Source organism: Brevundimonas sp. TWP2-3-4b2, assembly GCF_049897345.1.
Classification (GTDB): Bacteria; Pseudomonadota; Alphaproteobacteria; order Caulobacterales; family Caulobacteraceae; genus Brevundimonas.
The window spans coordinates 745,271-764,385 of sequence record NZ_JAFCWB010000001.1; the positions used below are offsets into that span (position 1 = coordinate 745,271).

The following is a 19,115-nucleotide window of genomic DNA, read 5'->3' on the forward strand; positions in this document are numbered from 1 at the left end:
GCGTGATGCCCGCGACCCGCCCGCCGTCTTTTGTCGATGTCGCCATCATTGGTGCCGGAGCCGCCGGCGTCGCCGCCGCCCGGGCGCTGGGCGGAGCGCCGCTGGACGTGGTGGTGCTCGAGGCCCGGGACCGGATCGGCGGCCGCGCGCATACGGTCGATATGGACGGCAGCGGTCTCGACATGGGCTGCGGCTGGCTGCATTCGGCCGACGAGAATGTGCTGGCGGCGCTGGCCGAAGATGAAGGCTTCAGTCTCGATCGCACGCCGCCGCCGTGGCGCAGCCAGGCCTTCAATCACGAGATGTCACCCGACGACCAGGCGGCGTTCGGCGAGTCGTTTGCCGCCTTTGAGGACCGCGTGGCCGAGGCGGCCCGTCGCGGTGAGGAGGGCCCTGCCGCCGCCCTGTTCGATCCCGACGGGCGCTGGAATGGCCGGATCGACGCCATCTCGGGGGCTCTGAACGGGGCCCGGTTCGCAGAGGTCTCGATCCGCGACTATGACGCCTATCGCGACACCGGGGTGAACTGGCGCGTGGTCGATGGCTATGGCCGTCTGGTCGAGCATCTGGGGTCATCGCGACCGGTGGTGTTCGACTGCCCGGTCAGCCGCATCGACCGGTCCGGACCGACCCTGCGTCTCGACACGGCGCGGGGCCGCGTCGAGGCCCGGGCGGTGATCCTGACCGTCCCGACCAGCCTGCTTGCGACAGAGACGATCCGCATCGACCCGCCGGTTCCGGACCTGCTGGAGGCCGTATCCGGCCTCCCCCTGGGATTGGCGTCCAAGCTGCACATGACGGTGGCCGGCGCGGATGACTTCCCGCCCGACAGTCAGCTGTGGGGTCGCCGGGACACCGCCGACACCGCCGGCTATCACCTGCGCCCCTTCGGCCGGCCGATGATCGAGGCCTATTTCGGGGCCGACCTGGCCTGGGGGCTGGAGCGGGAGGGCGAGGCCGCCTTTTTCGCCTTTGCGGCGGACGAACTGGCGGCCTTGCTGGGATTCGGCATTCGCCGCCGCATCGCCCCGGTCGCCACCTCCCTGTGGGGGGCCGATCCCTGGGCGCGCGGGGCCTATTCCCACGCCCTGCCCGGCCACGCCGACGACCGCGCACGGCTCAAGATCCCGATCGAGAACCGCATCTTCCTTGCGGGAGAAGCCACCTCCGAAATCTTCTACGGCACGGCTCACGGCGCGTGGATCGAAGGCGAGCGGGCGGCGCGGGAAGCGCTGACGGCCTTCGGTCTTGACGGTTTCGGGCGTCAGCGCGAAGGCGAGCCATGAAGCCCCCAAAGCCCGCCTTGCGACCGACCCCCAAACGCCCCGCCGTCATGACCGGCGCGGTCATCCCGACGCTCGGCTGGCCGCCGGATGAGGATCGGGTCGAGGCGATCTTCGCGCGGCTGGCGGCCGTGATGCCCGATCCCAAGACCGAGCTGACCTTCTCCAGCCCCTATACGCTGGTGGTCGCCGTGGCTCTGTCGGCCCAGGCCACGGACGTCGCGGTCAACAAGGCCACGGACAAACTGTTCAAGGTCGCCGACACGCCCGTGAAGATGCTGGCTCTGGGGGAAGAGGGGCTTGTCCCCTACATCGCCTCCATCGGCCTGTACCGGAACAAGGCGAAGAACGTCATCGCCCTCAGTCGGATCGTGCTCGAGCAGCATGGCGGCGAGGTGCCGCTGAACCGCGCCGACCTGCAGGGCCTGCCCGGCGTGGGGCGCAAGACCGCCAGCGTGGTGCTGAACGAACTGGGGATCGAGGCCGCCATCGCCGTCGACACCCACGTCTTCCGGGTCTCGCACCGGCTCGGTCTGGCCAATGCCGCCACGCCCGACAAGGTCGAGGCCCAGCTGTTCCGCGTCGTGCCCGAAGGATGGCTCCCCAAGGCCCACCACTGGCTGATCCTGCATGGCCGCTACACCTGTACGGCGCGAAAGCCGAAATGCAGCGCCTGCCTGATCAGCGACCTGTGTCCCTCGCGGCCCGATCTGGTGGCGATGGGCGAGGCGGTCTGAGGCGCTTCCGTCGGTGCCGGACGCCAGAATCCAGTTTGCCAGACAACTTACGCCGATCAACGCGTTGAGTTTAGACAGGTTTTCTGCCGCGGCAGGGTCGTTTCCCTCGCATGCCCCGGGCCCGGGTTACACTTCTTGCTTCGCTCCTGACGAAACGGGGAAGAGTCCGATGTGTCCGCAATGTCCGCTAGAAGATTCAGCGGACCGGACTCAGTCAGAGCCGGGCCCGCACCGCCTTCGCGAAATTCCGTCCGCCTTCAGGCGCGGACGCCAGATAGAAGTCGGGCTCGATCAGTTCGGCCTCCATCAGCAGCCAGCCGCCGTCGGCGTCGGGCGCCATGTCGATGCGGGCGTAGAGCAGGTCCTCGCTGATCGCGGCCAGCGTCGCTTCCGCCAGCGCACGGGCTCCCGCCGGCGGTTCGGCCAGCGCCGTGTAGCCGCCGCCGTACTGTACCTGGACCCGGAACTCGCCCGGGACCGGCCGCTTGTTGACGACGTGGCTGAGCTTGCCGCCGAAGAACAGCAGGGAGGTCTCGCCCTCGGTCTCTATGGTCGGCAGATAGGGCTGGATCATCGCCGGGCCTTGCGGTGCGTCAGTCAGTCGGTCGCCACGAGACAGCCGCAAAGTCTTCCATGCTCCGCCCGAGACGCGCGGCTTGACTACGATCTGATCGGTCCCAAACCGGACGAAGGCAGCGTCGACATCGACCTGCGTCGGGCTCTCGACCCAGACGGTGTCGGGGAGGGCGATCCCCTTGTCGGCCAGACGCCCCAGATAGCTCTTGTCCGAATTCCAGCCCAGCACCGAGGGCGGGTTCAGCATCCGCAGTCCGGCGTCGGCCCAGGTCGCGCAGGCCTGCATCCAGCGGTCGTGGTCGCGGTGATAGCCCCAGGCGATCACCGGCAGCACCAGCGGAAACCGCGTCAGTCCCGAGGCGTCCGCGACATGGTCGGTCCACGGCGTCGGCGCGACCGTGACCCCCGCAAGGGACAGGGCCTCGCCCAGGCGCTCCAGCACCCCGGGCCACTGGCCGGCATAGGAGGGGTCGGACGGGTGGGGGGTCAGGACGGCGACTTCGGTCATGACCGCGTCTTAGCGAACTGTTCGAAAATGCATAAGGCTTTCCTTATGGGTTTTTGGATGACGCGGGGCCGGGCGTCGGCTATGGGCGGCCCATGACCCAGATCCCCGCCTCCTACGACGTCTGTGCCGTCGGCAACGCCATCGTCGACGTGCTCGCCCCCTGCGACCCGTCCTTCCTGACCGCCCAGAACCTGACCGCCGGTTCGATGCAGCTGGTGGACGCGCAACAGAGCGCCGCCCTCTATGCCGCCATGGCCGCAGGCGTCGAGGCCTCGGGCGGCTCGGCCGGCAATACGGTCGCCGGTATCGGCAGTTTCGGCGGCCGCGCGGCCTATATCGGCAAGGTTGCCGACGACACCCTGGGCGGGGTCTTCACCCATGACATCCGCGCCGCGGGCGTGGCCTTCGAGACGCTCCCGTTGAAGGACGGCGCCGACTCCGGACTGGCCACCGGCGTCTGCATGATCAACGTCACCCCCGACGGCCAGCGCACCATGTGCACCTTTCTGGGGGCCGCCAACCAGCTGGAGGCCGGCGACATCGACGCCGACCTGATCGGGGCCTCGGCCATCGTCTATCTGGAAGGCTATCTGTTTGACCCGGCCCCGGCCCGCGCCGCCTTCGAGGCCGCGGCGGCCGCCGCCCACACTGCCGGGCGCAAGGTCGCCATCACCCTGTCCGACACCTTCGTTGTCGCCCGCTGGCGCGCCGAGCTGCTGGCCTTCATCGAGACCTCGGCCGACATCGTCCTGGCCAATGAGGGCGAACTGGCCGCCCTGTTCGAAACAGACGACTTCGACGCCGCCGCCGCGCAGCTCGCGTCCATGGTTGACGTCGCCGCCGTGACCCGGGGCGAGGCCGGCTCGGTCGTCCTGTCCGGTGACGATCGCGTGGCCATCGCCGTCGTCCCGGTCGACAAGGTGGTCGACACCACGGGGGCCGGTGACCAGTACGCCGCCGGCTTCCTGCTGGGCGTGGCGCGCGGCCTGTCGCTGGAAGACGCCGGCAAGCTCGGCTCCCTCGCCGCCGCCGAGGTCATCGCCCACTGGGGACCGCGGCCGATGACGTCGCTGGAAGCGCTGGCGAAACAGAACGGCCTGACGTTGGGCGCGGACCGCGTCTGATGTCGATCGCGCTCGCCTTTGCTCTCCAACTGGCGACGGTGGCCGCGCAGATCCCGGCCGAATATCTGGACCAGAGCCGGGTGATGGCCGAGGACTCGGTGGTGTCCGGCTTCTGCTACTCGATCGGATGGGAGCCCGACCCACAGGCGCACATCTGGTTCGAAACGCAACTCGACGCCCTCGCAGCCAGCTACGGCGTGGCCGCGGGACTGACGCGGGAAACCCTTATGGCACAGGCGCTGGAAAAGTCCCGGACGCTCAGGGAGCGGCTGATGACCCGGCCGGGCGATGCGGCGGAGCGCGTCCGCTATCTCGATGATCTGCAAGGCTGGGTGCAGGAAAACTGCAGCGCCGTCGCGCTCCGCCGTCCCATGCTTTTCAAGGGCGACGTGGCGGCCAATCAGGCGAGGGTCGACTCCAATTTCACCGAACTGCGACGTCAGGAAGCGGCCAACCCGTCACCGCACTGACACCCGCCTGATCGTCACATAAAGCGCCCCGTCTCCGCCGTGATGACGGGCGGCGGACGCAAACCCCGAGACCACGCCACGCAGCGCCGGGCCCTGCAGCCATTCGTGGACCGAGGCGCGGATCACGCCCGTGCCGCCGCGTCGGCCCTGTCCCGTCACCACCAGCACCGAACGATAGCCGCGCGCCTGGGCCCCCTGCAGGAAGGCGGTCAGAGCGTCCTGGGCCTGGAACCGGCCGTAGCCATGCAGGTCGATCCGCGCCTCGATCGGATCGCGCTCGCGTGACAGCCGACGCTGGCGGCGGGGTTCCAGCTCCTCCGGATGACCGCGTGGGCGGGCCGGGCCGGCAACGACGAGCGAATGGAGCGGTGCTGTGCCGCGGGCCTTCACCGGACCCTTCGGATGCGGCGCGGCCGGCGGATCGACGACGGCGGCACCGGGAATGATCCGCGCGGCCTTCTTCGGTTTCGCGGGCGTGACCGAGCCTGTGACGCGGTCCCAGATGCGGCGGTCGTCCGGGCTCAGGTCGTCGCGCCGGCTCATGCCGTCCCGGGGGCGGTCCCGTCGGGATCCTCGTCCGAGCCGGCGTCCTGGGGCCCGGGCATCTGCATCAGCAGATCGCCCGGCTGGCAGTTCAGCTCGCGGCACAGGGCGTCCAGCGTCGTGAACCGGATCGCCCGCGCCTTGCCGGTCTTGAGGATCGACAGATTGGCCAGGGTCACGCCGACGCGGTCGGCCAGCTCGGTCAACGACATGCGCCGCTCGAGGAGGATGCGATCTAGCTGGACACGGATAGCCATGGGACGCTCTCTTAACCGGCGCGCCTCGGGTCGAGAAGGGCTCAGCCTTCTGACCGCGCGCTGCCTCAGATAGTCAGTTCGGATTCGCGGCGCAGGCGCGCGCCCTCGCGGAAGACTTGGGCCAGGACGAAAACGACCAAGACGGAAAAGGCAGGGGTGACCAGATCGAACATGCTGGGCGGCTCCAGCGCACCGCGTACAAGCCGCGACACCAAAGTCTGACCGATCCAGGCCCCGCCGGTGACGACGGCCAGGATCAGGCCGATCTGCTTCAGACGGCTGACATTGGCGGGCTGGAAGGGGTCGCCGATGCGAAGACTGTGCACGATGCGGCGCAGATGGCGCAGGATCAGGGCGAAACCGCCCAGATAGCCGGTGATGGCTCCGACCCCGAACAGCACATAGGCCCGGGGCACAGGCACGCTGGTGCCGCCGTCGGTGGATGTCGCGGTCAGGCCCAGGGGTCCCATCGGGACGAAGACCATGAAGATGAAGAAGAGGGCGGCGGCCAGCGTCAGCAGCGCCAGAACCCAGAAGCCGACGCCGAGAGCGACGCCGAGCAGGCTGGACATGGATCCGGGGCCGATCGCCGGAAGGACAGGCGGGCGGATCCCGAGCGTGATCGTCTTCGGGAATCGCATAATTCGCGCCTCGTTCAGGCCGGAGGTCGGGTCGCGGATGCCGCGCGGGGTCCGGCGAACCCACACGCGGTCTTATTCATCGCGATTGTCATGCCGATCGTCAAAGCTCCGGTGAGACATTCTTTCTGGCCTACCGCCCTTCGGGCTACTTGAGGCCAGACTGTTTCGCAGGCCGCGCTGGGGCGGCTTGAAGCCTGACGTGGCTTACAGAGCCTGGAGCAGCGAGACGACCAGGGCGGTCGGCAGGGCGGCGAGCAGGAAGGCGTTGAGGATGCCGTGGCCAACCTTTTCGATGAAGTAGGAAGCGTTCATGGTGTTCATGGTCTTTCTCCGTGGGTCCTGAGTGAGGGATGTTTTCACCCCTCGTTCGTTGTAACGCTGCATCGATCTTGCCGGTTTTGGCTCTATCGGGGAACGTTGCGCCGTCCGTTCTTGAGGACATAGATAGGACGTGCGCTGAGGGAAGTCATGTTACATATCGTTTAACGATATTAAACTTTGGCAATGGATTGTTGCGGAGCGTGTGATCGGGATGAAAATAAGGCTTATCAAAGGGATGCGTCTGATTGTGGCGACCCACAATCCCGGCAAGGCGGTCGAGATCGACGCCCTGCTGGACGGACATTACGAGGTCGTCACTGCCGCCAGCCTGAACCTGCCCGAGCCAGAGGAGACCGAGAGCACCTTTGTGGGCAATGCGCTGCTGAAAGCGCGCCATGCCGCCGACCGGGCGGGCGAGGTTGCCCTCGCCGACGACTCGGGCCTGTCGGTTGCGGCCCTCGACGGGGCACCGGGTATATTTTCTGCGCGCTGGGCCGGGCCGGAGAAGGATTTTGCCTTCGCCATGCGCCGCGTGGAAGACAGACTTGAGGAGGTCAGTTCCGACGATCGCCGGGCCTGGTTCACCTCTGCCCTGGCCGTGGCCTGGCCGGACGGACCGGCGGTGGTGGTCGAGGGCCGGGTCGACGGGGTCCTGACCTTCCCGCCGCGCGGCGACCGGGGGTTCGGCTATGACCCAATCTTCGTCCCGGAAGGCTATGATCAGACCTTCGGTGAACTGGACCCGGCGCTCAAGGATTCCATCAGCCACCGCGCGCGGGCGTTTGCGAAACTGAAGGCGGCGCTGATTGACTGATGCGTTTGGCGATCCCGGAAACGCCGTCGCTCAAGTAGCGATGCGCCGCGCGCATCGCGTTAGCGACCTCAAGGGAGACCTCGCCCTCTACGTCCACTGGCCGTACTGCGACCGCATCTGCCCCTATTGCGACTTCAACGTCGTCCGGGATCGGGGGAAGATCGCGGAACAGGCGGCGCTGGTTCAGGCTATTCTCGCCGACATGGAGGCCCAGTCGGCCCTGACCGGTCCGCGCCGGCTGGCCTCGATCTTCTTCGGCGGCGGGACCCCGTCGCTGATGGCACCGGATGCCGTCGCCGCCATCATCGCCCGCGCCCAGGCCCTGTTCCCGCCGCGCGGCGACATCGAGATCACCCTGGAGGCCAATCCCACCGATGCCGAGGCCGACCGGTTCGCCGCCCTCGCCGACGCCGGGGTCAATCGGCTGTCGATGGGGGTGCAGGCGCTGGACGACGGTGCCCTGGCCTTCCTGGGCCGCAACCACTCGGCGGACGAGGCCCGGCGGGCCGTGGCCGTCGCAGGCCGTACATTCGAACGGCTGTCGATCGACCTGATCTACGCCCGTCCCGGCCAGACCCTGAACGGCTGGCGGGCCGAACTGACCGAGGCGCTGGACCTCGGCTTCGAGCATGTCTCGCCTTATCAACTGACCATCGAGCCGACGACCGCCTTCGGCCGGGCTGTGGCCCGCGGAGCCTGGGCCCCGCCCGACGAGGACCTGTCGGCCGCCCTGTACGAGACCACCCAGACCGTGCTCGAAGCCGCGGGCTTCGACGCCTATGAGGTCTCCAACCACGCGCGGGGCGTCGCGGCGCGGTCGGCGCACAATCTGCACGTCTGGCGCGGCGGCGACTATCTCGGCCTCGGTCCCGGGGCCCACGGGCGGCTGACGCTGGCCGGCGCGCGGACGGCGACGGTCGCCCATCGGCGAATCGCGGACTACGTCGCGGGTGTCGAGGCGGGGGTGCCGTGGAGCGAGCGGGAGACCCAGTCGCAGCGGGACGCCGCCGAAGAGCGGGTGCTGCTGGGCCTGCGTACGGTCGAGGGCGTGCCGGTCGCCCTGCTGGCCTTGCTCGACCGGACTCCGACAGCCGTTCCGCTGGCGGCCTTGATCGAGGGGGGATTTCTGTCCCTGTGCAAAGACCGCGTCGTCGCAACGGCGTCGGGGCGTCCGGTGCTGGACAGCGTATTGAAGGCCTTGCTGGTCTGAAGCAGATTGCGACCGGCCTTGAGCCGGACGCGCCCCACTGGCACGGTCCCGGCGATGTCCGATCCCTCGCCCTTCCCGCCGACTGCCCCGCCGCCGCGCCCGGTCGCGTCCGGCCTCTATCTGGTGGCGACCCCGATCGGGAACCTCAGGGATATGACTCTTCGGGCGCTCGACGTGCTGGCCGCCGCCGACCTGGTGCTGGCCGAGGACACACGCGTCACCGGCAAGCTGCTGTCGGCCTATGGGCTGAAGGCGAAGCTGGAGCGCTGCGACGATCATGCCTCGGCCCGCGCGGCCGAGGGGGCGATCGAACGGCTGCGCGCGGGCGAGGTGGTGGCCCTCGTCTCGGACGCGGGCACGCCGATGGTCAATGATCCGGGCTTCGTCGTCGCCCGTGCCGTCATCGCGGCAGGCCTGCCCGTGCATCCGATCCCCGGGGCGTCCAGCCTGCTGGCGGCTTTGTGTATCGCCGGCCTGCCCGCCGACCGGGTGCTGTTCGCCGGCTTCCTGCCGCCGAAATCGGGTGCGCGGCGGGCGATGCTGGAAGAGGTACGCACGGCGCGCCAGACCCTGATCTTCTTCGAGAGCGGCCCGCGCCTCGCCGACAGTCTGGCCGATATGGCGGCGGTCCTGGGGCCACGCCCCGCCGCCGTCGCCCGTGAACTGACCAAGCTGTTCGAAGAGTGCGTGCGGGGCACCCTGCCCGAACTGGCCGCCGATCCGCGCTGCCAGTCGCCCAAGGGCGAGATCGTGGTAGTCGTGGGCCCGGGCGAGACCGAGGTCGCGTCCGAAGCCGACGCCGATGCCGCCCTGACCGAAGCCATGACCCGGCTGCCGCCCGGCGAGGCGGCGGCGGAAGTCTCGCGGGCGCTGAACCTGCCGCGCAAGCCGCTCTACAAGCGGGCGCTGGAGTTGCAGGGCCGGTGAAACGGCCGAGACCTCCGACCCGTCTGACGGCCCCGAAGGTGGCGCGCGTCAAACGGGACTGGCGGGTCGGGCTCGGGACCCAGGCACATCGGGCGGGGCACGCATCGGAATGGCTGGCGGCGGCCCTGCTGATGGCCAAGGGCTATCAGATCCTCGGCTTCCGGCTGAAGACCCGCGCCGGCGAGATCGACATCCTCGCCCGGCGGGGCAGGGTCTTGGCGGTGGTCGAGGTCAAGCGTCGGGCCACAATGGACGCGGCCCTGACGGCGCTGACCCCGGATCAGTTCGACCGTCTGCTGGCAGCGGGCCGGGCAGTGTTGCGCCAAAGACCCAGCTTGGCCGGTCATCTGCTCCGGATCGATATGGTGGCGCTGGCTCCCGGACGGTTTCCGCGCCATCGTCGCGGTGTTGACGCCTTCGGGAGGGGCGGCGCATGACCCGCGAAGACGCGATCACCTTGCTGACCGAGGCCGGACAAGCCGAGGACGAGGCCTTTCCTCTGCTCGAGGCCGCGATTGCCTGCGCCATCCACGACTATCCGTTCCGCGACCCGGAGCCGGTCCGGACCCTGGCCAATCACGCTGCTGAACGGCTGGCTGAACGGATCGGTGGCGAAAGCCCGGATGATGCCCTGACCGAGACCCTGGCCTCCGACCTGCGGCTGAACGGCGACCTGCTGCACTATGACGATCCGGCCAACACCGACATCATCGACGTGGCCGAGCGCCGTCGCGGCCTGTCGGCGGCGCTGGCCGTCTTCTATCTCGACGCGGCGCGGCGGGCAGGGATCAAGGCCCAGGGCGTCGACTTCCCGGGCCATTTCCTGCTGCGGGTCGAGACGCCCGAAGGGCCGGTGGCGCTGGATCCCTTCAGCCAGGGCCGGCTGGTCCTGCCGTCCGAACTGACGCAGCGTGCGCTCAGGGCCGGGCTGACGCCCTATGTGGCCGACCGGCTCGATCTCTTGATGGCCCCGGTCAGCGAGCGACAGGCTCTGATCCGGCTTCAGAATGTGCTGTTCGCGCGCGCCATACGGGCTCGCGACTTCGAGGGGGCGGAACGCGCGGCCCTGCGCCGCGCTCTGCTGGATCCCGAGGATCACCGCCCGTGGCTGGACGTGGCCGCCGCGCGCGAAAGACAGGGTGCCCTGACCGGTGCGTTGCAGGCTCTGGCGCAGGCGCGCACCAAGGATGACCCGATGGAGATCACGCGCCAGATGTCCGTCGACCGGGTCCGCCTTCAGCTCAACTAGCTGAGCCCGACGTCCTCCGGGTCCGTGGAGGCCGAACAGGCTTGCGCCGTTCCGCTGCGCTGCCCATTAGCCAAGGGCTGACGCTTGGAAGGACAAAGCATGTTGAGAGTCGCCATCCAGATGGATCCCGTTGAGGCCGTCAACATCGAGTCCGACACGACCTGGCTGATGATGATGACGGCCCAGGATCGGGGCCACGCCCAGTGGGTCTATGATGTGCGGACATTGGCCCTGGAGGACGGGAAACTGTCCTGCCGCGCCAGACCGGTCACGCTGCGCCAGATCGAGGGCGATCACGTCAGTTTCGGCGACGAGGTCAAGCTGAACCTGGCCGAGGATATCGATGTCATCCTGATGCGTCAGGATCCGCCGTTCGACATGGCCTATGTCACTTCGACCTATCTGCTCGAGACGGTGCATCCCGGGACCCTGGTCGTGAACGATCCGGCCGAAGTCCGCAGCGCCCCCGAAAAACTGCTGGTGACGCAGTTTCCCGGCCTGACCCCGCCGACCCTGATCAGCTCCGATCCGGTCGCCCTGGTCGATTTCCACGAACGTCATGGCGACGTCGTTCTGAAGCCGCTGCACGGGGCGGCCGGCTCGGGCGTGGTCAAGTTGAAGGCGGGCGATCCCAACCTTGAGGCCCTGATCGAGATCCATGCGACGGGCAGCCGCGACCCCCTCGTGATCCAGAAATTCATCCCGGCGGTCTCAAAGGGCGACAAGCGGATCATCCTGATCGACGGCGAGCCGGTCGGGGCGATCAATCGCATTCCCGCCACCGGCCAGGTGCGCTCCAACCTGCGGGTCGGTGGCACGGCGGCACCGGTCGATCTGACTGTGCGTGACCGCGAGATCTGCGCTGCCATCGGGCCGACGCTCAGGCAACGCGGTCTGTTGTTCGTCGGCATCGACGTGATCGGTGACTATCTGACCGAGATCAACGTCACCTCGCCGACGGGGGCCCAGCAGTTGAAGCGGTTCACCGGCGTCGACGCCGCCGCTTTGATGTGGGACGCGATCGAGCGCAAACGGGCCGGCTGAAACCTTCTCGGGGTTGTGTTCATGTCTAGATCAGGATTGCATTTGCCCTGAGTTCGTGTTTCGTTCCCTTCCGGCAACGGGAGGGCGCGGTGGCGGCTCGGGTGGTGACGGTCGCGTTCGAAGGCGTCGAGGCCCGGCGCGTCGACGTCGAGGTGCAACTGGTCGGCAACGACGGGCCGATCGTCTTCGCCATCGTCGGCCTGCCGGACAAGGCCGTTGCCGAGAGCCGCGAGCGGGTGCGCGGGGCGTTCGCCGGCATCGGCCTGGCGCTGCCGTCGCGGCGTATCATCGCCAATCTGGCCCCCGCCGACCTGCCCAAGGAGGGCAGTCATTTCGACCTGCCGATCGCCCTGGCCCTGCTGGCCGCCATGGGAGTGATCGCGCCGGATGCGCTGGACGGCTGGGCCGCCGTCGGCGAACTGAACCTGGATGGCCAGATCGCGCCGGTGGGTGGAACCCTGCCCGCGGCGGTCGCCGCCTCGGCCATGGGACTGGGCCTGATCTGTCCGGAAGCCAATGGCCCCGAGGCGGCGTGGGCGGGCGACGTCAACATCCTGGCCCCGCGCTCGCTGATCGGTCTGGTCAATCATTTCAAGGGCAGCCAGGTGCTGCGGTCGCCGGAACCCGGACCGGTACGGATGGGCGCTGCGGTGCCTGATCTGCGCGAGGTCAAGGGCCAGGAAAGCGCCAAACGGGCACTCGAGATCGCGGCAGCGGGCGGCCACAACCTGTTGTTCGTCGGGCCGCCCGGTTCGGGCAAGTCCATGATGGCGGCGCGTCTGCCGGGCCTGTTGGCGCCGCTGACGCCGCAGGAACTGCTGGAGACCTCGATGGTCTGGTCGGTGCCAGGCCTGATCGAACGCGGGGCCTTGACGCGGGACCGGCCGTTTCGGGCCCCGCACCATTCGGCCTCGATGGCAGCCCTGACGGGTGGCGGGCTGAAGGCCAGGCCGGGCGAGGCCTCACTGGCGCATAACGGCGTCCTGTTTCTGGACGAATTGCCGGAATATTCGGCCCAGGCGCTGGATTCGCTGCGGGCACCGCTTGAGACCGGCGAGATCGTTGTGGCGCGGGCCAATGCCCATGTCCGCTATCCGGCCCGCTTCCAGCTGGTCGCGGCCATGAACCCTTGCCGCTGCGGCCTCGGTGGGGCCGGGCGCGGGGCCTGCGGCAAGGCCCCGCGCTGCCAGCGCGACTATCAGAACCGCATCTCCGGCCCGATGTTCGACCGCATCGACCTGACCGTTGAAACGCCACCGGTGACCGCCGCCGACATGGCCCTGCCGCCGCCCGCCGAAGGCACGGCCGAGGCAGCGGCCCGGGTCATCGCGGCGCGGACGATGCAGGAGGATCGACTGCGGGCCGCCGGTGTCGATCCGGCTGTAGCCCGCGATCAGGCCATCAACGCCCGCGCCTCGGGAGAGACGCTGGAGCGGTTCGCCACGCCGGACGAAGCGGGGCGGGCGCTGCTGATGCGGGCGGGCGAGGCCGGCGGCCTGACCGCGCGCGGCTGGACCCGCACCCTGCGTCTGGCGCGCACCATCGCTGATCTCGACGGCTGTGACGGCGTGCTGCGCCGGCACATCGCCGAGGCCCTGATCCATCGCCGGTCGACCGGCGGCGCCCAGGGCGATTTCGAGCGGCAGGCCGAGGGCCGGCGGGAGACTTCGTCCGCCTGGTGAAGACGTGACCGCCCGCCGTCCGGGGTGCCCCCGATCGAGGTTTGCTTAATCGTGCCGATTGAGCCGGCCTTAAGGGGTTCTGGCCCATCATCAGGGTCAAGGGAGACAGGGTATGGCGGGCCAGCGCAAGAAATCGAGCACAGCAGCGGCGACGGACTCGGCCTCGGCCGAGCAGCAGTTCCTGCGCCTCATGAGCCATGAGATGCGCACGCCCCTGAACGGCGTCATCGGCATGCTGGGTCTGTTGCAACGCACGCGGCTGGACGGTGCCCAGCGCGCCTATGCCGAGGCGGCGCGGTCTTCGGCCGAGCATCTTCTGGGTCTGGTCAACGACCTGCTGGACTACGCCCGTCTTGAGGCCGGCAAGCTCGAGTTCGACGCCGCGCCGGTCGATCTCGAGGGGCTGGTCCGTGGCGTGGCTGAACTGCTCAGCCCCCGCGCCCATGACAAGGGACTGGAAATCGTCTGGTCGGTCGCTGCCGACGCACCGGACATCGTCGGTGACGAGGGCCGCCTGCGTCAGGTGCTGTTCAACCTGGCCGGCAATGCCGTGAAATTCACCGAGACCGGCGGGGTGCGCATCACCGTTGAGCGCGTCGACGGAAATACCTCCCAGCCCAGGCTGGCCTTCATCATCGACGACACCGGCCCCGGCGTGCCCGCCGAGGCCCGCAAACGCATCTTCGAGGAATTCGGCCACGTCGACGCCTCGGACGCCAGCCGTTTCGGCGGGGCCGGCCTGGGCCTGGCGGTCGTGTCGAAGCTGGCCGCGGCGATGAAGGGAACCGTCACGGTCGCCGACCGGCCCGATGGCCCGGGCGCGCGTTTCCGTTTCGAGGCCGCCTTCCCCGCCGTGGAAGGCGCGGACCGCGGCCGCCCGCTGCAGGGGCATGCCGTTCATGTCGTCAGTCCCGATCCGTTCGTGCGAGCCGGGGCCATGGCCCAGGTCGTGGCGTCCGGCGGACGCCACAGCGTCGGGGCGGATGTGGTCCTGATCGACCACCTGGCCTGCGCCCCAGGCTCTGCGATGGTCGCTCGCCCGGCACAGGGTCGCGCCATCATTCTGCTGAAACCGTCGGAGCGTGAGTTGATCGCTCGCTACAAGGGCGCGGGTTTCCATGGCTATCTGATCAAGCCCCTGCGCCGCGCCTCCCTGGCGGAACGGGTGCTGGCCGCCGCCGGAACCCGGCCCGACCTGCAGCCGGGATTGCCCCCCCCTCCGCCCCCCGAAGATGACCGCGTGGCGAAAACCCGGTTCACGGGTACCCGGGTGCTGCTGGTCGAGGACAATCCGGTCGGGTCCCTGCTGGCCGCCACCCTGCTGCGTCGCGAAGGCTGCGCCGTCGAAACCGCGGCAAGCGGCGATGAGGCTGTCGATGCCATGAAGCGCGCCCGTTACGACCTTGTCTTCATGGATATGAGGATGCCGGGGATGGACGGCCCCACAGCTGCCCGCGCCGTCCGTGCGGCAGGCGACAAAACGCCGATTGTGGCTCTGACCGCCCATGCCTTTGCCGAGGATCGGCGGGCCTGTCTCGAGGCGGGGATGAACGACCATCTGGTCAAGCCGCTGGAGCTGGAGGCCCTGCGGGTCTCACTCGCCCGCTGGACGAACCGGGCGGAGCGCGCCAAGGTCGGCGTCGCATAGGTCGACGCGGGGGCGTCGTTTCCAAAGGACGCCAGATGACCGACAACTCCGCGGAAGCCGCGCCCCGCAAGGCCGGCGCGAAGGATGTCTTCAAGGCGCTGGGCCGTGGCCGCGTCCTGATCACCCTGCTGCTGGGCTTCGGTTCCGGTCTGCCCTTCCTGCTGACGGGTGCGACGCTCAGCATCTGGCTGGCGGAAGGCGATGTGGCGTTGTCCACGATCGGGTTCATCTCGTGGGTCGGCCTTGCCTACTCCTTCAAATTTATCTGGGCACCGGTCGTCGACAGGTTCGACGTTCCGATCCTCGGCCGGTTCGGGCGGCGACGCGGCTGGATGTTGCTGTCCCAGACGCTGGTCGGCGCCGCGCTGATCACGATGGCCATCGTCGGTCCGGAAGGGGGTCTGACCGCCCTTGGAATCGCGGCCCTCGTGACGGCCTTTGCGTCCGCGACCCAGGATATCGTCGTCGACGCCTGGCGGATCGAGAGCGCCGAAAACGAGGAAGATCTGGCCCTCCTGACCTCGGCGTATCAGCTGGGCTATCGGTTCGCGATTCTGGCCGGCAATGCGCTGATTTTGTTCTTCGCCACCCGTCTGGGGTGGAATGCGGCCTATGCGATCTGGGGTGCGGCGATGTCGATCGCGATCCTCGCCACCCTGTTCGCCAAGGAGCCGTTGGACCGGTCGGATATTGCCAAAGTGACGGGTGGAGCCGCGCCTTGGACGCCGCGCGGGATGTTCGACGCGGTCGTCGGCCCGTTCCTCAACTTTCTGAAAACGCACAAGACCGCCGCCCTGCTGATGCTGGCGGCGATCAGCCTCTACCGGCTCCCGGACTTTGTGATGGGGCCGATGGTCGGACCGTTCTATATCGAGCTGGGCCTGACCAAGGATGCCATCGGGGCGATGCGGCTCAGCTTCGGTCTGGCGGGGTCGATCGCCGGTATCGCCGCCGGTGGCCTTTGCGCCCTGCGCTTCGGATTTGGCCGGACACTGCTGCTGGGTGCCCTGATCGGTCCGATGTCGAACCTGGGCTATACGCTGATGGCGCTGGCGGGCCTTTCGACGCCGATGTTCGCCGGGGTTCTGTTCGTGGAGAATTTCAGTGAAGGTTTGGCCGGTGCCGCCCTCGTGGCCTACATGTCGAGCCTGACAGGCATCGGCTATACGGCCACCCAATACGCCCTGTTGAGCTCGTTCTACGCCCTGCTGGGAAAATTCCTGAAGGGCTTCTCAGGCGTCGTCGTCGAGAGCTTGCAGCAAGGGCATGAGCTGATGGTCGCCTACGCCCTGTTCTTTGCCGGGACGGCCGCCGTCGGCATCCCGGCCGTCATCCTGTGCTGGATGCTGGACCGCCGGAATCGCCGGTTGAAGGCGATGGCGGGCGTTACCTGAACCCGCCGTCCTAACCTTCGGCCGCCGCCCCTTCGTCATAGGCAGCGAAGGTGGCGGCGGTGATGATCTCGCTGACCGAGGCCCCCAGGCTGACGATCTGGACCGACTTCTCCAGCCCCACCAGCAGCGGACCGATCACGGTCGCGCCGCCCAGCGACTGGACCAGCCGGGTCGAGATGGCGGCGGAATGGATGGCCGGCATGACCAGCACATTGGCGTGGCCGGTCAGGCGCATGAAGGGATAGGCGGCCCGGGCCTCGGGATCGAGCGCCAGTTCGGGCGGCATTTCGCCCTCATATTCGAAATCGACGCCGCGCTGGTCGAGGATGCGGATGGCCTCGCGCACCTTTTCGCCCCGGTCGCCCGGAGGGTTGCCGAAGGTGGAATAGCTGAGGAAGGCCACGCGCGGGGTCTTGCCCAGCTTGCGGACGGTCGCGGCCGCCTGGATGGCGATCTCGGCCAGTTCTTCCGCATTCGGAAGTTCATGGATCGAGGTGTCGGCGACGAACAGGGTGCGCCCCTTGGCCAGCAGGATCGACAGGCCGATCATGCGGTTCTTGACGTCGAGGACGCGGCGGACCTCTTTCAGCACCATGTTGAAATTGCGGGTCACGCCGGTGACCATGCAGTCGGCCTGACCCCGCGCGCACATGGCGGCGGCGAAATAGTTGCGGTCCTGATTGATCATCCGCTGCACATCGCGGCGCAGATAGCCGCGCCGCTGGAGGCGCGCGTAGAGCCAGTCGGTGTAGTCGTCGTTGTGCTCGCTGACGCGGGCGTTGACGATCTCGATACCCATGGCGTCGAAGTCGAGGCCGGCTTCGGCGGCGTTCTTGCGGATCAGTTCCTCGCGGCCCAGCAGGATCGGCGTGCCCAGCTCGGCCTGTTTGAAGCCCCAGGCGGCGCGGATGACGACGGTCTCCTCGCCCTCGGCGAACACCACCCGCTTGTTCTGTCCGGCGCGCACGGCCCCGGAGATGTTCTGCATCAGGGCGGCGGAGGGATCGAGCCGCGAGCGCAGCTGGGTGCGATAGGCGTCCATGTCCTCGATCGGCTTGCGCGCCACGCCCGAGTCCATCGCCGCTTGGGCGACGAAGGGCGGGATGTACCAGATCAGGCGCGGGTCGAACGGCGAGGGGATGATGTAGTCGGGACCGAAGCGCAGCTTGCGGCCGCGATAGGCCATGGCGACCTCGTCCGGCACGTCCTCACGGGCGAGGGCGGCCAGCGCCTGGGCGCAGGCCACCTTCATCTCGTGATTGACGCGGCGGGCGCGCACGTCCAGCGCGCCACGGAAGATGTAGGGGAAGCCCAGGACGTTGTTGACCTGGTTCACATAGTCCGAGCGGCCCGTAGCCATGATGGCGTCGGAGCGGACGGACAGGACGTCTTCCGGCGTGATTTCCGGGTCCGGATTGGCCATGGCGAAGATGATCGGATTGGGGGCCATGGAGGCCACCATCTCCTTGGTGATCGCGCCCTTGGCCGACAGGCCCAGGACCACGTCGGCACCGACCATGGCCTCGGCCAGGGTCCGGTGCGGGGTGTCCGTGGCGTGGGCCGCCTTCCACTGGTCCATCCCGCTGGGGCGGCCCTTGTAGACCACGCCGTCACGATCGACGATGACGGTGTTCTCGGCCCGGACGCCGACGGCCTTCATCAGACCGATGGAACTGAGGCCCGCCGCGCCGGCACCGGCCAGGACGACCTTGATGTCCTCGAGCTTCTTGCCGGTGATGTGGCAGGCGTTGATCAGGCCGGCGGTCGAGATGATGGCGGTGCCGTGCTGGTCGTCATGGAAGACCGGGATGTCCAGCAGGTCCTGCAGTTCCGACTCGATGACGAAACATTCCGGGGACTTGATGTCCTCGAGATTGATCCCGCCCCAAGTGTCACCGATGTTCTTGACGACGGTGATGAACTCGTCCGGATCGGTGGTCTTGACCTCGACGTCGAAGCTGTCGACGTCGGCAAAGCGTTTGAAGAGCACGCATTTGCCCTCCATCACCGGCTTGGACGCCATATGGCCGAGGTTGCCGAGGCCGAGGATGGCGGTGCCGTTCGAGATGACGGCTACCAGATTGCCCTTGGAGGTATAGTCGTAGGCCTTGTCGACATCGGCGGCGATGGCCAGCACGGGGATGGCGACGCCCGGCGAATAGGCCAGCGACAGGTCGCGCTGGGTCGCCATGGGCTTGGTCGGGGCCATGGAGATCTTGCCCGGCGTCGGGCTGCGGTGAAACTCCAGCGCGTCTTCGTCGGAGAAGGTCTGTTTGTCTGTGAGATCGGGCATGGACTGTTCCTAAGCCGCAGGACGGGCGGGGACAACCGTTGAGGGGGTGGGCGCTGTGTTCTCCCTCCCCCTGGGGGGAGGGTGGTCGCGCAGCGACCGGGTGGGGGCGGTTCGGCGAGGGGAGCGCCGGTGCTTGTGTCGCCGAGCCCCTCCCACCCCGGGGGGGCCCCCCCCCCGCCCCCCCCCCCCCCCCCGGGGGGGGGGGGGGGGGGGGGGGGGGGGGGGGGGGGCGGGGGGGGGGGGGGAACTTGTGTGGGGGGGGGGTGGTTGTCTGCCCCCCGGGGGGGGGGGGGGGGGGGCCGCGCGGGGGGGGGGGGCCCCCGGTTCGGCGAGGGGAGCGCCGGTGCTTGTGTCGCCGAGCCCCTCCCACCCCGGCGCCGCTACGCGGCGCCGA

The 19,115-nt window shown here is 68.6% G+C and carries 18 protein-coding genes; 13 read left to right on the top strand and 5 right to left on the bottom strand.

The features are described 5' to 3' along the window. Nucleotides 1-5 precede the first annotated feature (5 nt). Complete coding sequence (locus ACP7AS_RS03595) at nt 6-1,286, top strand: flavin monoamine oxidase family protein (protein WP_426027466.1); 1,281 nt, start codon at nt 6-8, stop codon at nt 1,284-1,286. Beyond that, nucleotides 1,283-2,020: an endonuclease III gene (gene nth, locus ACP7AS_RS03600; protein ID WP_426027467.1), complete on the top strand. Its 738-nt coding sequence runs from the start codon at nt 1,283-1,285 to the stop codon at nt 2,018-2,020. The genes ACP7AS_RS03595 and nth overlap by 4 nt, the downstream gene beginning before the upstream one ends. A 214-nt stretch (nt 2,021-2,234) precedes the next feature. Here the strand turns inward: nth and ACP7AS_RS03605 are convergent, their stop codons facing one another. After that, on the bottom strand, nt 2,235-3,104 hold the full coding sequence (locus ACP7AS_RS03605; protein ID WP_426027468.1) for an ATP-grasp domain-containing protein: 870 nt from the start codon (nt 3,102-3,104) through the stop codon (nt 2,235-2,237). Nucleotides 3,105-3,196: 92 nt separating this feature from the next. On the opposite strand from ACP7AS_RS03605, the gene ACP7AS_RS03610 reads away from it, so the two are divergent. After that, nucleotides 3,197-4,228: an adenosine kinase gene (locus ACP7AS_RS03610; protein ID WP_426027469.1), complete on the top strand. Its 1,032-nt coding sequence runs from the start codon at nt 3,197-3,199 to the stop codon at nt 4,226-4,228. Further along, nucleotides 4,228-4,698 (top strand): hypothetical protein, encoded by a 471-nt coding sequence (locus tag ACP7AS_RS03615; protein WP_426027470.1) that lies wholly within the window; start codon nt 4,228-4,230, stop codon nt 4,696-4,698. Before ACP7AS_RS03610 ends, ACP7AS_RS03615 begins: the two co-directional genes overlap by 1 nt. Here ACP7AS_RS03615 and ACP7AS_RS03620 read toward each other — a convergent pair. From ACP7AS_RS03620 to ACP7AS_RS03630, 3 genes are all read right to left on the bottom strand, one after another. Then, nucleotides 4,687-5,241 (bottom strand): Smr/MutS family protein, encoded by a 555-nt coding sequence (locus tag ACP7AS_RS03620; protein WP_426027471.1) that lies wholly within the window; start codon nt 5,239-5,241, stop codon nt 4,687-4,689. The two genes, ACP7AS_RS03615 and ACP7AS_RS03620, sit on opposite strands and share 12 nt — an antisense overlap. Beyond that, the gene (locus tag ACP7AS_RS03625; RefSeq protein WP_426027472.1) at nt 5,238-5,498 is read right to left on the bottom strand and encodes a helix-turn-helix domain-containing protein; all 261 of its coding nucleotides are present in this window, start codon (nt 5,496-5,498) and stop codon (nt 5,238-5,240) included. The genes ACP7AS_RS03620 and ACP7AS_RS03625 overlap by 4 nt, the downstream gene beginning before the upstream one ends. A 65-nt stretch (nt 5,499-5,563) precedes the next feature. Then, a complete protein-coding gene (locus tag ACP7AS_RS03630) occupies nt 5,564-6,070 on the bottom strand; it encodes a DUF2975 domain-containing protein (protein ID WP_426027473.1) in 507 nt (168 codons plus the stop codon). Between the two features lie 601 nt (nt 6,071-6,671). Here ACP7AS_RS03630 and rdgB point away from each other — a divergent pair. From rdgB to ACP7AS_RS03675, 9 genes are all read left to right on the top strand, one after another. Then, nucleotides 6,672-7,274, top strand: coding sequence for an RdgB/HAM1 family non-canonical purine NTP pyrophosphatase (gene rdgB / locus ACP7AS_RS03635; RefSeq protein ID WP_426027474.1), 603 nt, complete (start codon nt 6,672-6,674; stop codon nt 7,272-7,274). A 40-nt stretch (nt 7,275-7,314) separates the two neighbouring features. Beyond that, complete coding sequence (gene hemW, locus ACP7AS_RS03640) at nt 7,315-8,484, top strand: radical SAM family heme chaperone HemW (RefSeq protein WP_426027511.1); 1,170 nt, start codon at nt 7,315-7,317, stop codon at nt 8,482-8,484. Between the two features lie 54 nt (nt 8,485-8,538). After that, nucleotides 8,539-9,411, top strand: coding sequence for a 16S rRNA (cytidine(1402)-2'-O)-methyltransferase (rsmI, locus tag ACP7AS_RS03645; protein ID WP_426027475.1), 873 nt, complete (start codon nt 8,539-8,541; stop codon nt 9,409-9,411). 38 nt (nt 9,412-9,449) lie between these two features. Further along, on the top strand, nt 9,450-9,848 hold the full coding sequence (locus tag ACP7AS_RS03650; RefSeq protein WP_426027476.1) for a YraN family protein: 399 nt from the start codon (nt 9,450-9,452) through the stop codon (nt 9,846-9,848). Further along, the gene (locus tag ACP7AS_RS03655) at nt 9,845-10,660 is read left to right on the top strand and encodes a SirB1 family protein (RefSeq protein ID WP_426027477.1); all 816 of its coding nucleotides are present in this window, start codon (nt 9,845-9,847) and stop codon (nt 10,658-10,660) included. The genes ACP7AS_RS03650 and ACP7AS_RS03655 overlap by 4 nt, the downstream gene beginning before the upstream one ends. Before the next feature lie 99 nt (nt 10,661-10,759). Beyond that, entirely contained in the window at nt 10,760-11,704 is a 945-nt protein-coding gene (gene gshB, locus ACP7AS_RS03660; protein ID WP_426027478.1) for a glutathione synthase, read from the top strand. 89 nt (nt 11,705-11,793) lie between these two features. Next, complete coding sequence (locus ACP7AS_RS03665; protein ID WP_426027479.1) at nt 11,794-13,386, top strand: YifB family Mg chelatase-like AAA ATPase; 1,593 nt, start codon at nt 11,794-11,796, stop codon at nt 13,384-13,386. Nucleotides 13,387-13,498: 112 nt separating this feature from the next. After that, nucleotides 13,499-15,034, top strand: a complete 1,536-nt coding sequence (locus ACP7AS_RS03670) for a response regulator (protein ID WP_426027480.1) — start codon at nt 13,499-13,501, stop codon at nt 15,032-15,034. A gap of 35 nt (nt 15,035-15,069) precedes the next feature. Further along, nucleotides 15,070-16,428 carry an AmpG family muropeptide MFS transporter gene (locus ACP7AS_RS03675; protein WP_426027481.1) on the top strand — a complete coding sequence of 453 codons (1,359 nt, stop codon included), beginning with the start codon at nt 15,070-15,072 and terminating at the stop codon, nt 16,426-16,428. A 10-nt stretch (nt 16,429-16,438) separates the two neighbouring features. Here ACP7AS_RS03675 and ACP7AS_RS03680 read toward each other — a convergent pair whose 3' ends face one another. Further along, complete coding sequence (locus ACP7AS_RS03680) at nt 16,439-18,721, bottom strand: NADP-dependent malic enzyme (protein ID WP_426027482.1); 2,283 nt, start codon at nt 18,719-18,721, stop codon at nt 16,439-16,441. Nucleotides 18,722-19,115: the final 394 nt, after the last annotated feature.

What these genes read in the sequence shown, in the direction of transcription:
- ACP7AS_RS03595 (WP_426027466.1), top strand. Translation starts at nt 6, where the DNA reads ATGCCCGCGACCCGCCCGCCGTCTTTTGTCGATGTCGCCATCATTGGT.
- nth (WP_426027467.1), top strand. Translation starts at nt 1,283, where the DNA reads ATGAAGCCCCCAAAGCCCGCCTTGCGACCGACCCCCAAACGCCCCGCC.
- ACP7AS_RS03605 (WP_426027468.1), bottom strand. Translation starts at nt 3,104, where the DNA reads ATGACCGAAGTCGCCGTCCTGACCCCCCACCCGTCCGACCCCTCCTAT.
- ACP7AS_RS03610 (WP_426027469.1), top strand. Translation starts at nt 3,197, where the DNA reads ATGACCCAGATCCCCGCCTCCTACGACGTCTGTGCCGTCGGCAACGCC.
- ACP7AS_RS03615 (WP_426027470.1), top strand. Translation starts at nt 4,228, where the DNA reads ATGTCGATCGCGCTCGCCTTTGCTCTCCAACTGGCGACGGTGGCCGCG.
- ACP7AS_RS03620 (WP_426027471.1), bottom strand. Translation starts at nt 5,241, where the DNA reads ATGAGCCGGCGCGACGACCTGAGCCCGGACGACCGCCGCATCTGGGAC.
- ACP7AS_RS03625 (WP_426027472.1), bottom strand. Translation starts at nt 5,498, where the DNA reads ATGGCTATCCGTGTCCAGCTAGATCGCATCCTCCTCGAGCGGCGCATG.
- ACP7AS_RS03630 (WP_426027473.1), bottom strand. Translation starts at nt 6,070, where the DNA reads ATGTCCAGCCTGCTCGGCGTCGCTCTCGGCGTCGGCTTCTGGGTTCTG.
- rdgB (WP_426027474.1), top strand. Translation starts at nt 6,672, where the DNA reads ATGAAAATAAGGCTTATCAAAGGGATGCGTCTGATTGTGGCGACCCAC.
- hemW (WP_426027511.1), top strand. Translation starts at nt 7,315, where the DNA reads ATGCGCCGCGCGCATCGCGTTAGCGACCTCAAGGGAGACCTCGCCCTC.
- rsmI (WP_426027475.1), top strand. Translation starts at nt 8,539, where the DNA reads ATGTCCGATCCCTCGCCCTTCCCGCCGACTGCCCCGCCGCCGCGCCCG.
- ACP7AS_RS03655 (WP_426027477.1), top strand. Translation starts at nt 9,845, where the DNA reads ATGACCCGCGAAGACGCGATCACCTTGCTGACCGAGGCCGGACAAGCC.
- gshB (WP_426027478.1), top strand. Translation starts at nt 10,760, where the DNA reads ATGTTGAGAGTCGCCATCCAGATGGATCCCGTTGAGGCCGTCAACATC.
- ACP7AS_RS03670 (WP_426027480.1), top strand. Translation starts at nt 13,499, where the DNA reads ATGGCGGGCCAGCGCAAGAAATCGAGCACAGCAGCGGCGACGGACTCG.
- ACP7AS_RS03675 (WP_426027481.1), top strand. Translation starts at nt 15,070, where the DNA reads ATGACCGACAACTCCGCGGAAGCCGCGCCCCGCAAGGCCGGCGCGAAG.
- ACP7AS_RS03680 (WP_426027482.1), bottom strand. Translation starts at nt 18,721, where the DNA reads ATGCCCGATCTCACAGACAAACAGACCTTCTCCGACGAAGACGCGCTG.